Genomic DNA, 13,775 nt, shown 5'->3' with positions numbered 1-13,775 from the left:
GAGGAGAGCCATGGCTACCACGACGGCGGCCCAGCGACGCGAACAGGCGCGCTTCGAGTACGACGCCTTCCTGCGCAGCTGCCCCACCAACCAGCTCCTCGACCGCATCAGCGACAAGTGGGTCAGCCTCGTCGTCTCCGCGCTGGCCGGCGGCCCCCGGCGCTACAGCGACCTCGCCCGCAGGATCGCCGGAGTGAGCCCCAAGATGCTCACGCAGACCCTGCGCTCACTGGAGCGCGACGGCATCCTCACCCGCACGGTCACCCCGTCCGTCCCGGTCCGGGTGGACTACGAGCTCACCCCGCTGGGCAGCAGCCTCGCCCACCTGCTCACCGCGGTGAAGGACTGGGCGGAGACCCACTTCGACGAGGTCCACACGGCACGGGAGCGCTACGACACCGAGAAGGACGCCCCGCACACGCACTAGTGGCGCGGTCCTAGACCCGCCCCTCCCGCAGCCGGGTGATCTGCTCGCCGCTGAAGTCCACCGTCCGCCTCATATGCCCGATGATCAGGGCCAGTTCGGTGTTGTCCAAGCCGTCGAAGAGAGCGCTCCAGCCGCCGGCCAGCCGGTTCCACATCTGCCCGAACTCGGCGATCCGCTCCGGCACGGTCGCCACCAGCACCCGCCGCCGGTCCCCCGCGTCCCGCTGCCGGACCACGTACCCGGCCTTCTCCAGCCGGTCCACCAGCCGGGTCGCCGACCCGGTCGTCAGGCCCGTCAGCTCCGCGATCCGGCCCGTGGTCACCGGACCGCCCTCCAGCGTGAGCAGGTTCAGGCACTGGAGATCGGTGGGATGCAGGCCGAGATGGTCGGCGACGGCCTGGTTGAACAGGGCGTACGAGGCCATGTAGCGACGGGAGACGGTGGACAGCTCGTCCAGCAGCCGCGACCGCTCGTTCTCCGACCCGGACATGCCCGCTCCTCTTCGCCTGCGCCGTGCAGAGATCGTACGACGCAGAGAGCGCGCCGCGACCGGCCGGAAGTGGTCCGACATACACGTATCTAGCAGGAAACCGGCCGCCCCCCGCACCCCGGAGCCGGGCGCGCCCCCGTCCCAGGGGCGCGCCCCTCACTCAGAAGGAGTACGGGTCTCCCGTGTCCAGCACCAGCACCCGCTGCCGGTCGTTCGCCCGGTTGCGGTCCACCGTGCCGCCGGCCCACACCGTGCCGAGCGTCAGCGTCACCTCCCGCGGCCGGCCGCGCAGCCGCAGCACCAGCGCGATCCGCTCGCCGAACCCGTCCGCGGCCAGCGCGCCCGTCCGGCACACCACCTCACGCACCCCCGTACGGACGCACCCGCCCGGCAGCCGCTGCCGGTCCGCGAGCGGCGCCGACCACAGCAGCCGCACGGTCGCGTCCGGCACGGCGGACGGGCCGTGGTCGTACGGGGTCAGCCGCACGTCGAGCAGGCCGCGGCGCAGCACCGCCGTGCCGTGGTACGCCAGGTCGGCCTCCGGCGCGCCCGCGGCACCCGCGAACGGTGTCGTCCCGCCGACGGCCGCCAGCGCCACCCCGCAGACCACGAACCCCCGGGTGCCACGCGCCCGGCGCGCCCCGCACGACCTCCGTACCCACCGCTCCTCGCGGGTCCGCCGCGTTCCGCGTGCCCTGCGTGGTCTCCGCATGCCGACACCACTCCTCACTCCGCTCGCTCCACCCCGGTCGCAGGGGTGTCGCCTGGATGTATCCCACGTACGGCCGACGGCAGGCGCCCTCCAACAGGTGACGTCCCGGCGCCGACCGTGCCGACGGGCGTGCCGACGGGCGTGCCAGGCTGCAGGTATGTCGATCGTCCGCTCCGCCGCCCTGTTCGTCGCCGCCGCGTTCCTGGAGATCGGCGGTGCCTGGTTGATCTGGCAGGGCCTGCGCGAGCACCGCGGCTGGCTGTGGATCACCGGCGGCGTCCTCTCGCTCGGCGCGTACGGGTTCGTCGCCACCTTCCAGCCCGACGCCCACTTCGGCCGCATCCTCGCCGCGTACGGCGGGATCTTCGTCGCCGGTTCGATCCTGTGGGGCGTGGTCGCGGACGGCTTCCGCCCCGACCGCTGGGACCTGGCGGGCGCCGCCGTCTGCCTCGCCGGCATGGCCGTGATCATGTGGGCGCCGCGGCACGGCGGCTGACCGCCCGCCCCTCGGAACGCCCGCCCGTCCGACCGCACCCGTCGCCTACCCTGAGCGGGAACGACCGCCGCGAGCCCGCGCCACCCGCAGGCCCACGAGCGGGCGCCAGCCGCACCACCCACCGACCCGAGCCGTCCGCGGGCCCGAGCCGTCCGCACGCCCGAGGAGCAGCCCATGGCCACCGCCGCACCGTCCGCCGCCTCCCGCATCGCCGTCATCACCGGTGCGAGCAGCGGAATCGGAGCCGCCACGGCCCGGCAGCTCGCCGCGGCCGGCTACCGCGTCGTGCTGACCGCCCGCCGCGCCGACCGCATCGAGGCGCTGGCGAAGGAGATCACCGCGGCGGGCCACTCGGCGACCGCCTACCAGCTGGACGTCACCGACCGCGCGGCCGTCGACGAGTTCGCGAGCGCCTTCAAGACCGTCGGGGTCCTGGTCAACAACGCGGGCGGCGCGCTGGGCGCGGACCCGGTCGCCACCGGCGACCCGGCGCAGTGGCGCACGATGTACGAGACGAACGTCCTGGGCACGCTGAACCTGACCCAGGCCCTGCTGCCCAAGCTCGACGCGAGCGGCGACGGCACGGTCGTGGTCGTCTCCTCCACCGCGGGCCACGGCACCTACGAGGGCGGCGCGGGCTATGTCGCCGCCAAGCACGGCGCCCACGTCCTCGCCGAGACCCTGCGCCTGGAGATCGTCGGCCGGCCGGTGCGGGTGATCGAGATCGCGCCCGGCATGGTCAAGACCGACGAGTTCGCGCTGACCCGCTTCAGCGGCGACGAGGAGAAGGCGGCGAAGGTCTACGCGGGCGTCGCCGAGCCGCTGACCGCCGACGACGTCGCGGACACCATCACCTGGGCGGTGACCCGCCCGGCCCACGTCAACATCGACCTGCTGGTCGTCCGCCCGCGAGCCCAGGCGTCCAACACGAAGGTCCACCGGGAGCTGTGACGGTGGACCGCGAGGGCCTGGCGGAGCAGGCGCCCGACGACGCCGCCCGCACCGCCGAGCAGCGCCGCCTCGCCCAGGAGACCAGGGACGAACGCCGGGTCTGGATCTTCCTGGCGTACTTCCTCTTCGGCATCCACATCGTCGCGTTCGTGATGATCTACGCGGTGCGCCACGCGAAGTGAACCGGCGCGCCACGCGAAGTGAGCCGGTGCGCCACGCGAAGTGAGCCTCAGGGCGCAGGGCAGTCCGGGTCGTCGACGATCACCGCGTTGGCCGGAATGATCACGGTGTCGTCGCCGTCCTCCTGCACGAACCGGGTGGTGGCGTACGCCCGCCTGCCCTGCCCGACGCACTTGGTGGAGACGTTCCCGAAGCCGTCCGGGAAGTTGTACACCTCGGCCGGGCTGTCCTCCCCGGCCCGCCCGGCCACCGGGGCGTCCCCCTTGCCCCGCTGGTCGTCGTAACTCTGCGAACAGCCGCCGAGCAGCACGACGAGCAGCAGCGCACCGCAGCCGGCGGCGGCGCGCCCGGGGCGCCGGCTCAGGAGGCGCACGTCTTGTCCGGCACGATCTGCACGTTCGACGGACCGCCGCCGTTGGTCGTGACATAGGCGCGGAAGCCGTGCCCGACGCACTTGGTGGCGAGGTTCCCGAAGCCGTCCGGCATGTTGTAGACCTCGGCCGGGGTGTCGTCGCCCGCCTTGCCCTTCACCGGGGCGTCCCCCTTGCCCCGCCGGTCGTCGTAACTCTGCGAACAGCCCGCGAGCACGACCCCCGCGACCAGGACCAGACCGGCGGCCCCGGCCGCGGCACGTATGCGCTGACGCCTCATCGTGATTACCCCCGTATCGATGCGTCGGACCTGTGGTCGGACCGGTGGTCGGACCCGTAGCGAAGGACAGGTCCGACACCGTCTCCGGTTCCCCGGCCCAAACGGCTCGCATCACCCAGAGGGATGAACCATCTCGATCAACCGCATGGCGCCCGAACTCGCGACCTAGGCTCACGCCACACCATCAACACGACGGCCCTCGTCCGGGCGGCATCCCGGCCGAGGGCCTGACCAGCATGGAAGTGGAGCTTCCCTGTGGCTGTTTGTGAGCCTAACGTGCGCCGGTTCATGGATCTCACGGTCCCGGAGTACGCGTACATGTTCGGGTTCTTGCAGGCGGACGGGCATCTGCACCACGGCTCTGGGCAGAGGGGCCGCCTGACCGTCGAACTCAACATCCGAGACATTGATCTGCTGTACAGGTTCAAATATTTGACGCCCTACAACAGCAGCGTCACCGAGCGAACCCGATCTACGAACTTCGCCGACAGTCACCAGTCCGCGACCTGGACCCTGTGCTCCCTCGCAGCCAGGACCACCCTCAACCAACTCGGCCTGCCTTACGGACGCAAGTCCAGCAGCATCGCCCCGCCGCTCGTCTCCTTCTCCAGCCGTGATTACCTGCGAGGTCTCGTCGACGCCGACGGATCGGTCGGCTACACAGGCCCTGGCATCCCCTTCGTCTCACTCACCACGTCGAGCACGGCTGTCGGGGTCCACTTGTGCGAGTACGCCCAGAAGGTAACCGGAGCGGCACGCACCCTGAAACGGAATGTCCGTGACGGGGTCTACAACATCATGTACCAGAAGGAAGCCGCCCAGGCGCTGGCAGCCGACCTGTACTACCCGGGCTGCCTGTCCCTCGGACGCAAGCAGGTCAAGGCGGACTCGGTCGCCTCTTGGATCCGTCCGGCCGGCATGCGGATCACAGGTCCCCGACGCAGTTGGACCGCCCACGAAGACCGCGAGCTACTTCAGTCGGACGACATCGCCGCCACCGCCGAGAAGTTCGGGCGCACCGAGAAGGGCTGCCGCCTGCGCCTGTGGCGACTCCGCACGGCGCGAGTATCGCCGCCGAGCAACGACTGAACGCCGCCCAACGCAAGAGCCGGGGCGACGGTGCCCCGGCCCTTGTGTCAGCCCTTCACGCAGATGAACTGCTTCAGCTTGGCGACGACCTGAACGAGATCACGCTGCTGGTCCATCACCTGCTCGATCGGCTTGTAGGCGCCGGGGATCTCGTCCACGACACCGGAGTCCTTACGGCACTCCACGCCCCGCGTCTGCTCCTCCAGGTCCTTGGTCGAGAAGCGGCGCTTGGCAGCGTTGCGGCTCATGCGCCGACCTGCGCCGTGCGACGCCGAGTTGAAGGCCTTCTCGTTACCGAGACCCTTCACGATGTAGGAACTGGTGCCCATCGAGCCAGGAATGATCCCGTACTCGCCGGAGCCGGCCCGGATCGCGCCCTTCCGGGTGACCAGCAGATCCATGCCGTCGTACCGCTCCTCCGCCACATAGTTGTGGTGACACGAGATCTCCGGCTCGAAGGTGACTTTCGCGCCCTTGAACTCCTTGCGGACCACGTTCTTGAGGAGCGCCATCATGAGCGTGCGGTTGTACTTCGCGTACTCCTGCGCCCAGAACAGGTCGTTGCGGTAGGCCGCCATCTGCGGGGTGTCGGTCACGAATACCGCCAGGTCGCGGTCGACCAGACCCTGGTTGTGCGGGAGCTTCTGCGCGACACCGATGTGGTACTCGGCCAGTTCCTTGCCGATGTTCCGGGATCCGGAATGCAGCGTGAGCCAGACAGCCCCATCAGAATCGAGCAGTAGTTCGATATAGTGGTTCCCGCTACCCAGCGTTCCCATCTGCTTCGTGGCGCGTTCCTGGCGGAACTTGACCGCATCCGCGATCCCGTCGAACCGGCCCCAGAAGTCGTTCCACCCCGCGGTCGCCAGGCCGTGGAAGCCGCCCGGGTCGACGGGGTCGTCATGCATGCCGCGTCCCACCGGGATCGCCTGCTCGATCTTCGAGCGCAGCCGGGACAGATCGCCGGGCAGGTCGTTCTCCGTCAGCGAGGTACGGACCGCCGACATCCCGCAGCCGATGTCGACACCCACCGCCGCGGGGCAGACCGCGCCCTGCATGGCGATGACCGAGCCGACCGTCGCACCCTTGCCGAAGTGCACGTCCGGCATCACGGCCAGGCCCTTGATCCAGGGCAGGGTCGCGACGTTCTGGAGCTGGCGCATGGCCACGTCCTCGACCGCCGCGGGGTCGGCCCACATACGGATCGGAACCTTCGCGCCCGGCATCTCCACGTACGACATATCGTCCTCATTCCCCCGGAATCAAAAGAAAAGCCTGAAATCGCAAAACCGGCGCCAAGGTCGACGTATGGGACAACGGACCGGCGTCCACGGCAGTGCGTGCGATACACATTGTCTCCAGGGACCGCCCCCGTGCGGCAAGCGAATAACCAGCGGGGACACTGGCAGGCCCGGGACCGTTCCCGGGACCGACACCCACCGAGACACCGTCGAAGGGAGCCTCACCGTGCAGCGGAAGGCGTACGTATCCGGCGTCGCCGCGCTCCTCGCGGCAGTGCTGGCCGGCTGCACCGGTAGCTCCGGCGAGGGCGACAGTACCGACAACTCCAACCCCGGGGAGGCCGGGGCGGTCACCGCCGCGGCCCAGCCCGGCAAGTACCGCACGCTCCCCGAGCCGTGCGGCGCGGTCGGCCAGAGCACCCTCGACTCCCTGCTCCCCGGCATCGCGCAGATCACGGACGAGGCGCAGCGGGACACCGCCTACCAGGGCCAGGCGACCCTGGCGTACGACAACGACCGCAAGGTCGGCTGCCGTTGGAAGATCGATTCTCCGGACGCGACCGACCACCTCTCCGTCGACTTCGAGCGGGTGGTGTCGTACGACAACACGGTGAGCGACGACAGCCAGGCCGAGCAGCTCTTCGCCACGAAGGTGACGGCGGCCGACCTTCCGGAGCCGGCCGCCTCCAGTTCCGGGAGCGCCCAGACCGGGGCCGCGGGCGGGTCCGCCGACCCGAGCGCGGACGCGACTTCGGCCCCGTCGTCGTCGCCGTCCTCGCCCTCCTCCTCGTCCTCGGTGTCCCCCTCGGGCTCCGCCTCGCCGTCCGTCTCGTCCTCCGCCACTCCGGCCGACCTCCAGCCCCGGGTTCTCGACGGTCTCGGCGACGAGGCGTACCTCGACGACGCGCTCAGCAGCTCCGGTTCGACGGCCAAACAGCGCACGGTGACTGTGGCGTTCCGCACGTCGAACGTCATCGTGACGGTCGTGTACGAGGAGCAGCCGGCGATGGTCGGGGTCGTCCCGGACAGCGCGGAAATGCAGGACAGAGCCCGGAAACTGGCCGCGCAGCTGGCCGACTCACTGCCCGGCTGAGGGCACTTCGGGGCCCGGCCGGCCCTGTCCGCAAACCGGACGAAGCACGACCGAGCCGCTTCCTCACCGCGTACCGTGGCCCCTCGGACCCGATCCGACCGCAGGAACCACGAGCGTCATGAGTGAAGGAAGCATGCAGCGACGAGCCCAGCGAGACGGCCAGTACGAGCAGCGAGTCCGGCGAGTGAAGCGCCTTCGCCTTGCCCTTGTGGGTGCGGCGGCGGTCCCCGTGATCCTGGTCGCGGCGGGCTGCTCCTCGGACTCCGGCTCCGACTCCGGATCCGCTTCCGGCTCCGGCTCCGGTGACAGCACGCAGCAGGGTTCCGGGGGCGGTGCGGACCCCTCGGCGAGCGCGTCCCGGACGGTGCAGGCCGCGGCGTTCGGGAAGCTGCCGAAGGCGTGCGGGGTGCTGTCGGCGAAGACGCTCACCGAACTGGTGCCCAAGGGTGCGAAGTCGGCCAAGGAGGGCACTTCGGACGACGCGGCCTCGCGTGCCAGCTGCTCCTGGAGCAGCCTGGAGAACAAGGGCGTGAAGGGTTCGCAGTTCCGCTGGCTGAACGTCTCCCTGCTGCGGTTCGACTCCGACGCCGCGCGCGGCAGCGGCGAGAAGCAGGCGCAGGTGTTCTACGCCAAGCAGGTGCAGGACGCCCGTGCGGTGCCGGCGGCGAAGAACGCGGCGGCGCAGCCGCTGGCCGACACGGGTGACGAGGCGACGACCGTGCGCTACGACCTGAAGAAGAAGGAAGGCGCCTTCAAGCAGCAGACGGTCGTGACCCGGGTGGCGAACGTGGTCGTGACGCTGGACTACAACGGCGCGGGCCTGGCCGGCGAGAAGACCCCGAACGCCGACGACCTGGTGAAGGCCGCGCAGAAGGCGGCGAAGGAGGCGACGGCGGCCGTGGCGTCGGCGAACGGCGTCGACACCGGCTCCGGCTCCGACGGCAAGACGGGCACCGGCGCGGGCACGACGAGTCCCTCGCCGTCGAAGACGGCGTCGAAGTCACCGTCGCCGTCGTCGTCGCCGTCCAAGGCCGCGAGCGCGTCCCCGTCCACGTCAGCGTCGAAGAAGAGCTGACTGTCACACTCACGGTCAAATCCGGGCTCGTTCAGGCATTTTGCGGAAGCCCGGTCCTGTCGGGACCGGGCTCCTGACCCACCGGCAACGCGTCCGCCGTACACATGTGCCACTCTGTTGCGCGCAACAACACGCAAGGGGAGGAGCACGGGTGGCCGCGCCAATCCAGCTGACTCGGATGCACCGCGTTCTCATAGGCGTGGTCGTGACCGGCGCCGTGATCATCGCCGGCATCGGCTTCGCCGGTTCGTACGCCGCCGTGCGCGAGCTGGCGATCAAGAAGGGTTTCGGGAACTTCTCCTATGTCTTCCCGATCGGCATCGACGCGGGCATCTGCGTCCTGCTCGCCCTCGACCTGCTGCTGACCTGGATCCGCATCCCGTTCCCGCTGCTGCGCCAGACCGCTTGGCTGCTGACGGCGGCGACCATCGCCTTCAACGGCGCCGCCGCCTGGCCGGACCCGCTGGGCACCGGCATGCACGCGGTGATCCCGATCCTGTTCGTCGTCGCGGTCGAGGCCGCCCGGCACGCCATCGGCCGGATCGCCGACATCACCGCCGACAAGCACATGGAAGGCGTCCGCCTCACCCGCTGGCTGCTCTCCCCCGTGCCGACCTTCCTGCTCTGGCGCCGGATGAAGCTCTGGGAGCTGCGCTCCTACGAGCAGGTCATCAAGCTGGAGCAGGAACGTCTCGTCTACCAGGCACGCCTCCACTCCCGCTTCGGCCGCACCTGGCGGCGCAAGGCACCGGTGGAGTCCCTGATGCCGCTGCGCCTGGCCCGCTACGGCGTCCCGCTGTCCGAGACCGCCCCGGCGGGCCTCGCGGCCGCGGGCATCGAACCGGTCCTGCTCCCCCCGGCCCCGCAGCCGGCGCTCGCGGCGGACGCTCCGGCCCCGCTGGCCGCCGCGGCCCCGCGCGCCGTGGAGGCCGCCCCCGAGCGGCAGCAGCAGGCGCCCGCCGCGCAGCAGCCCGCCCCGGCCGACGACCGCCCGTACGCCCCGGAGCCCGCGTTCGTGCCCGACCCGAACCAGAGCCCGTGGTTCGTCGAGACCCCGCAGCAGGTCGAGTACCAGGGCGGCTACGACCCGATGTACGACCCCCAGCAGCAGTACGCCGCCTGGTTCGCCGAGCAGCAGGCCGCCCAGCAGTACCAGGACCAGTACGACGTGGAGCCCCCGCTCCAGGAACCCTCCCCGGAGGAGACCGGCACCTTCCCCATCCCGGCCGGCCCCAACCGGACCCGTCAGCTCGGTGAGGGCGGCGGCACCCCGGAGCCGGACGAGGAGGCGTACTACCAGGTCTTCAAGCAGGCGATCAACGGCGGCTACCCCACCCCGCGCGAGTTCAGCGACAACGTGGAGATGACCTACAACGTCTCCGTCATGGACGCGGACGCCAAGCGCATGGTGCTGCGCTTCACCAACCGCCACACCGCGGAGCTCCAGGACGACCACATCGCGTGAACGGCCCGCGCCCAGGCGAGGGGCGGGTACCGAGTACGAGGACGGGGCGCCCGGTGAGAACACCGGGCGCCCCGTCGTCGTAGTGCCGAGGGCGGCTACTCGCCGAGCAGCGCCCGCACCCGCTCCTGGCCCACCGCCAGCAGCAGCGTGGGCAGACGCGGGCCGGTGTCACGGCCGACGAGCAGGTGGTACAGCAGCGCGAAGAACGTGCGCTGGGCGGTCTTGATCTCCGGCGGGAGCTCCTTCGGCGTGGCGTCGGCGGAGAAGCCGGCCTGGACCTTGGGAACGCCGTAGACGAGGTGGGTCAGACCGTCGAGCGACCAGTGCTCGGCCAGCCCGTCGACCAGCAGCCGCAGCGACTGCCGGGCGTCCTCGTCCAGGGACTTCAGCAGCTCGGCGTCCGGCTCCTCGCGCACGATGGTCCGCTGGTCGGCGGGGACATGGGTGTTGATCCACGCCTCGGCCTTGTCGTAACGCGGACGGGCCTCGTCCACCGAGCCCAGCGGGTTGTGCGGGTCGAGCTCGGACAGGATGCGCAGCGCCTGGTCCTCGTGCCCGGCGGTGATGTCCGCGACCGAGGCCAGCGTCCGGTACGGCAGCGGCCGGTCGGTGCGCGGCAGCTCGCCGCCCGCGGTGCGCACCGCGCGCGAGTGGGCGGCGACGTCCGCCGGGAGCGCGGAGCCGTCGGCGACCTTGGCGTCGAGCTTGTCCCACTCGTCGTAGAGGCGCTGGATCTCCTGGTCGAAGGCGATCTTGAAGGACTGGTTGGGCCTGCGGCGGGCGTACAGCCAGCGCAGCAGCTGCGGCTCCATGATCTTCAGCGCGTCGCCCGGGGTGGGCACACCGCCCTTCGACGACGACATCTTCGCCATGCCGCTGATGCCGACGAACGCGTACATCGGTCCGATGGGCTGCTTGCCGCCGAAGATGCCGACGATCTGGCCGCCGACCTGGAAGCTCGACCCGGGAGAGGAGTGGTCGACACCGCTCGGCTCGAAGACGACGCCCTCGTACGCCCAGCGCATCGGCCAGTCGACCTTCCAGACCAGCTTGCCGCGGTTGAACTCGTTCAGCCGGACGGTCTCGGAGAATCCGCACTCGTTGCAGCTGTACGTCAGCTCGGTGGTGCCGTCGTCGTAGGAGGTGACCGTGGTCAGGTCCTTCTCGCAGTTGCCGCAGTACGGCTTGTACGGGAAGTACCCGGCGGAACCGGCGCTGCCGTCGTCCTCCGCGGCCGCGCCGGAGCCCTCCGCGGCCTCCAGCTCGGCCTCGTCGACCGGCTTCTGCGACTGCTGCTGCTTGGCCGGGGCCTTCTTGGTGCGGTACTGGTCGAGGATCGCGTCGATGTCACCGCGGTGCTTCATCGCGTGCAGGATCTGCTCGCGGTAGGTACCGGCGGTGTACTGCTCGGTCTGGCTGATCCCGTCGAACTCGACGCCCAGCTCGGCCAGCGCCTCCACCATGGCGGCCTTGAAGTGCTCGGCCCAGTTCGGATACGGGGAGCCCTTCGGGGCCGGGACCGAGGTCAGCGGCTTGCCGATGTGCTCGGCCCAGGAGTCGTCGACACCCGGGATGCCCTGCGGCACCTTGCGGTAGCGGTCGTAGTCGTCCCACGAGATCAGGTGCCGCACCTGCCGGCCCCGTCGGCGGATCTCGTCGGCGACGAGATGCGGGGTCATGACCTCGCGGAGGTTGCCCAGGTGGATGGGACCGGAGGGGGAGAGACCGGACGCGACCACGACGACCGGGGCGGTATCGGGTGACGCCGTTTTGCCCGGGGCCCGACGCTCCGACTCCTCGATGACCTCGTCCGCGAAACGGGAGACCCAGTCGGTGGTCTCGGCGCTCTGAGCCACGATCGGCACGTCCTCTTTTTCTGAAGGAATTGTCTGGGGTACTGACCTTCCCCATTCTCCCAGACCACCACGCGCCTGGGAAAACCGCTTTACCCCCCGTGGGATACTGAGCGGGTCTATCCATTCCACGAGGAGAACGGCATCCATCCCATGGCCTCGGTCACGTCCCTCAGCGAATCCGTACAGCAGCAGATCGCGACGGCACTCTCGGCAGCCCTGCCGGACGCCGGTTCCGCGGACCCGCTGCTGCGCCGAAGCGACCGGGCGGACTTCCAGGCGAACGGCATCCTGGCGCTCGCGAAGAAGGCCAAGGCCAACCCCCGGGAGCTGGCGACGCAGGTCGTCGAGCAGGTCCGGTCGGGTGACGTCATCCAGGACATCGAGGTCTCCGGCCCCGGCTTCCTGAACATCACGATCGCCGACCGGGCGATCACCGAGAACCTGGCCGCGCGGTACGCGGACAGCGACCGCCTCGGCGTGCCGTTCGCCGCGCACCCGGGCACCACGGTGATCGACTACGCCCAGCCGAACGTGGCCAAGGAGATGCACGTCGGCCATCTGCGCTCGGCGGTGATCGGCGACGCGGTCGTCCAGCTCCTGGAGTTCACCGGCGAGAGCGTCGTACGGCGTCACCACATCGGCGACTGGGGCACCCAGTTCGGCATGCTCATCCAGTTCCTGGACGAGCACCCGCACGAGCTGGACCACAAGTCGGCCGAGGTGAGCGGCGAGGAGGCGATGTCGAACCTCGACCGGCTCTACAAGGCTGCCCGCAAGCTCTTCGACTCCGACGAGGAGTTCAAGACGCGGGCCCGGCGCAGGGTCGTGGACCTCCAGGCCGGGGACCCGCACACGCTCGCCGTCTGGCAGAAGTTCGTGGACGAGTCGAAGATCTACTTCTTCTCCGTCTTCGAGAAGCTGGACATGGAGATCCGGGACCCGGACATCGTCGGCGAGTCCGGCTACAACGACATGCTCGCGGAGACCTGCCGGCTGCTGGAGGAGTCCGGCGTCGCGGTCCGCTCCGAGGGCGCGCTGTGCGTGTTCTTCGACGACATCAAGGGCCCGGACGGCAACCCGGTCCCGCTGATCGTGCAGAAGTCCGACGGCGGCTACGGCTACGCGGCCACCGACCTCTCCGCGATCCGCGACCGCGTCTTCAACCTGAAGGCGAACTCGCTGCTGTACGTGGTGGACGCCCGGCAGGCGCTGCACTTCCGGATGGTCTTCGAGACCGCCCGGCGGGCCGGCTGGCTGAACGACGACGTCAAGGCGTTCCAGCTCGCCTTCGGCACGGTCCTCGGCAAGGACGGCAAGCCGTTCAAGACCCGTGAGGGCGAGACGGTCAAGCTGGTCGACCTCCTCGACGAGGCGGTCGAGCGGGCGACGTCCGTGGTCCGGGAGAAGGCCGAGAAGGTCGGCCTGTCCGAGCGGGAGATCGTCGAGAACGGCCGGTACGTCGGCATCGGCGCCGTGAAGTACGCGGATCTGTCGACCTCGGCGGTGCGCGACTACAAGTTCGACCTGGACCAGATGGTGTCGCTCAACGGCGACACGTCCGTCTACCTCCAGTACGCCTACGCCCGGATCAAGTCGATCCTGCGCAAGGCGGGCGAGGCCCGTCCCACCGCCCACCCGGAGCTGGAACTGGCCCCGGCGGAGCGGGCGCTGGGCCTGCACCTGGACCAGTTCGGCGAGACGGTGCTGGAGGTGGCGGCGAGTCACGAGCCGCACAAGCTGGCGTCGTACCTGTACCAGCTCGCGTCGCTGCTGACCACGTTCTACGACCAGTGCCCGGTCCTGAAGGCCGAGACCCCGGAGCAGATGGAGAACCGCCTGTTCCTGGTCGACCTGACGGCCCGCACCCTGCACAAGGGCATGGACCTCCTGGGCATCAGGACGCCCGAGCGGCTCTGACCGTTCGTGATCGGGCTGCGTGATCAGGTCTGGGGGAGCTCCCGCGAGTAACGACTCCGGGAGCTCTTCCAGCACCCCAGGCGGGCGCCAGGCCCGGCAGTTGTGGCATCAGCAGCCCGACCACGTCCACGG

The 13,775-nt window shown here is 70.2% G+C and carries 15 protein-coding genes; 9 read left to right on the top strand and 6 right to left on the bottom strand.

Annotation, left to right across the window (positions count from 1 at the left end):
* The first annotated feature begins 10 nt into the window (after positions 1-10).
* Entirely contained in the window at positions 11-427 is a 417-nt protein-coding gene (locus tag ACZ7OY_RS17205; RefSeq protein WP_471912143.1) for a winged helix-turn-helix transcriptional regulator, read from the top strand.
* A 10-nt stretch (positions 428-437) separates the two neighbouring features.
* Here ACZ7OY_RS17205 and ACZ7OY_RS17200 read toward each other — a convergent pair whose 3' ends face one another.
* Both ACZ7OY_RS17200 and ACZ7OY_RS17195 read right to left on the bottom strand, forming a co-directional pair.
* Positions 438-917 (bottom strand): MarR family winged helix-turn-helix transcriptional regulator, encoded by a 480-nt coding sequence (locus tag ACZ7OY_RS17200; protein ID WP_351621311.1) that lies wholly within the window; start codon positions 915-917, stop codon positions 438-440.
* Positions 918-1,077: 160 nt separating this feature from the next.
* Entirely contained in the window at positions 1,078-1,629 is a 552-nt protein-coding gene (locus ACZ7OY_RS17195) for a hypothetical protein (RefSeq protein ID WP_471912142.1), read from the bottom strand.
* Between the two features lie 157 nt (positions 1,630-1,786).
* Between ACZ7OY_RS17195 and ACZ7OY_RS17190 the strand changes: the two genes are divergently transcribed.
* The 3 genes from ACZ7OY_RS17190 to ACZ7OY_RS17180 all read left to right on the top strand — a co-directional run bounded on the left by ACZ7OY_RS17190 (position 1,787) and on the right by ACZ7OY_RS17180 (position 3,258).
* Positions 1,787-2,125: a YnfA family protein gene (locus tag ACZ7OY_RS17190; protein WP_351621305.1), complete on the top strand. Its 339-nt coding sequence runs from the start codon at positions 1,787-1,789 to the stop codon at positions 2,123-2,125.
* Between the two features lie 174 nt (positions 2,126-2,299).
* Positions 2,300-3,076, top strand: a complete 777-nt coding sequence (locus ACZ7OY_RS17185; protein WP_471912141.1) for an SDR family NAD(P)-dependent oxidoreductase — start codon at positions 2,300-2,302, stop codon at positions 3,074-3,076.
* Between the two features lie 2 nt (positions 3,077-3,078).
* Entirely contained in the window at positions 3,079-3,258 is a 180-nt protein-coding gene (locus tag ACZ7OY_RS17180; RefSeq protein ID WP_471912439.1) for a hypothetical protein, read from the top strand.
* Positions 3,259-3,305: 47 nt separating this feature from the next.
* Here ACZ7OY_RS17180 and ACZ7OY_RS17175 read toward each other — a convergent pair whose 3' ends face one another.
* Together ACZ7OY_RS17175 and ACZ7OY_RS17170 are read right to left on the bottom strand one after the other, a co-directional pair.
* Positions 3,306-3,629 carry a hypothetical protein gene (locus ACZ7OY_RS17175; protein ID WP_471912140.1) on the bottom strand — a complete coding sequence of 108 codons (324 nt, stop codon included), beginning with the start codon at positions 3,627-3,629 and terminating at the stop codon, positions 3,306-3,308.
* Positions 3,617-3,907 (bottom strand): hypothetical protein, encoded by a 291-nt coding sequence (locus ACZ7OY_RS17170; protein WP_471912139.1) that lies wholly within the window; start codon positions 3,905-3,907, stop codon positions 3,617-3,619. The genes ACZ7OY_RS17175 and ACZ7OY_RS17170 overlap by 13 nt, the downstream gene beginning before the upstream one ends.
* Before the next feature lie 288 nt (positions 3,908-4,195).
* Here ACZ7OY_RS17170 and ACZ7OY_RS17165 point away from each other — a divergent pair, with 288 nt between their 5' ends.
* Positions 4,196-4,996 carry a hypothetical protein gene (locus ACZ7OY_RS17165; RefSeq protein WP_471912138.1) on the top strand — a complete coding sequence of 267 codons (801 nt, stop codon included), beginning with the start codon at positions 4,196-4,198 and terminating at the stop codon, positions 4,994-4,996.
* A 47-nt stretch (positions 4,997-5,043) separates the two neighbouring features.
* Here ACZ7OY_RS17165 and ACZ7OY_RS17160 read toward each other — a convergent pair whose 3' ends face one another.
* Complete coding sequence (locus ACZ7OY_RS17160) at positions 5,044-6,237, bottom strand: RtcB family protein (RefSeq protein WP_471912137.1); 1,194 nt, start codon at positions 6,235-6,237, stop codon at positions 5,044-5,046.
* A gap of 226 nt (positions 6,238-6,463) precedes the next feature.
* On the opposite strand from ACZ7OY_RS17160, the gene ACZ7OY_RS17155 reads away from it, so the two are divergent.
* The 3 genes from ACZ7OY_RS17155 to ACZ7OY_RS17145 all read left to right on the top strand — a co-directional run bounded on the left by ACZ7OY_RS17155 (position 6,464) and on the right by ACZ7OY_RS17145 (position 9,870).
* The gene (locus ACZ7OY_RS17155; RefSeq protein ID WP_471912136.1) at positions 6,464-7,330 is read left to right on the top strand and encodes a DUF3558 domain-containing protein; all 867 of its coding nucleotides are present in this window, start codon (positions 6,464-6,466) and stop codon (positions 7,328-7,330) included.
* A gap of 118 nt (positions 7,331-7,448) precedes the next feature.
* Positions 7,449-8,405 (top strand): DUF3558 domain-containing protein, encoded by a 957-nt coding sequence (locus tag ACZ7OY_RS17150; protein WP_471912135.1) that lies wholly within the window; start codon positions 7,449-7,451, stop codon positions 8,403-8,405.
* A gap of 151 nt (positions 8,406-8,556) precedes the next feature.
* Positions 8,557-9,870, top strand: coding sequence for a DUF2637 domain-containing protein (locus ACZ7OY_RS17145; RefSeq protein ID WP_471912134.1), 1,314 nt, complete (start codon positions 8,557-8,559; stop codon positions 9,868-9,870).
* A gap of 95 nt (positions 9,871-9,965) precedes the next feature.
* Here the strand turns inward: ACZ7OY_RS17145 and lysS are convergent, their stop codons facing one another.
* Positions 9,966-11,735: a lysine--tRNA ligase gene (gene lysS / locus ACZ7OY_RS17140; protein ID WP_471912133.1), complete on the bottom strand. Its 1,770-nt coding sequence runs from the start codon at positions 11,733-11,735 to the stop codon at positions 9,966-9,968.
* A gap of 141 nt (positions 11,736-11,876) precedes the next feature.
* On the opposite strand from lysS, the gene argS reads away from it, so the two are divergent.
* On the top strand, positions 11,877-13,643 hold the full coding sequence (gene argS / locus ACZ7OY_RS17135; RefSeq protein WP_471912132.1) for an arginine--tRNA ligase: 1,767 nt from the start codon (positions 11,877-11,879) through the stop codon (positions 13,641-13,643).
* Positions 13,644-13,775 lie beyond the last annotated feature (132 nt).

Source organism: Streptomyces sp. NPDC107559 (genome assembly GCF_055657365.1).
Note: the sequence above shows the minus strand (reverse complement) of the source record. Positions and strands in the feature narration are given on the sequence as shown.

Excerpts from the sequence above, each read along its gene's own strand:
- ACZ7OY_RS17205 (WP_471912143.1), top strand. The coding sequence starts at position 11 with ATGGCTACCACGACGGCGGCCCAGCGACGCGAACAGGCGCGCTTCGAG.
- ACZ7OY_RS17200 (WP_351621311.1), bottom strand. The coding sequence starts at position 917 with ATGTCCGGGTCGGAGAACGAGCGGTCGCGGCTGCTGGACGAGCTGTCC.
- ACZ7OY_RS17195 (WP_471912142.1), bottom strand. The coding sequence starts at position 1,629 with ATGCGGAGACCACGCAGGGCACGCGGAACGCGGCGGACCCGCGAGGAG.
- ACZ7OY_RS17190 (WP_351621305.1), top strand. The coding sequence starts at position 1,787 with ATGTCGATCGTCCGCTCCGCCGCCCTGTTCGTCGCCGCCGCGTTCCTG.
- ACZ7OY_RS17185 (WP_471912141.1), top strand. The coding sequence starts at position 2,300 with ATGGCCACCGCCGCACCGTCCGCCGCCTCCCGCATCGCCGTCATCACC.
- ACZ7OY_RS17170 (WP_471912139.1), bottom strand. The coding sequence starts at position 3,907 with ATGAGGCGTCAGCGCATACGTGCCGCGGCCGGGGCCGCCGGTCTGGTC.
- ACZ7OY_RS17165 (WP_471912138.1), top strand. The coding sequence starts at position 4,196 with ATGGATCTCACGGTCCCGGAGTACGCGTACATGTTCGGGTTCTTGCAG.
- ACZ7OY_RS17160 (WP_471912137.1), bottom strand. The coding sequence starts at position 6,237 with ATGTCGTACGTGGAGATGCCGGGCGCGAAGGTTCCGATCCGTATGTGG.
- ACZ7OY_RS17150 (WP_471912135.1), top strand. The coding sequence starts at position 7,449 with ATGAGTGAAGGAAGCATGCAGCGACGAGCCCAGCGAGACGGCCAGTAC.
- argS (WP_471912132.1), top strand. The coding sequence starts at position 11,877 with ATGGCCTCGGTCACGTCCCTCAGCGAATCCGTACAGCAGCAGATCGCG.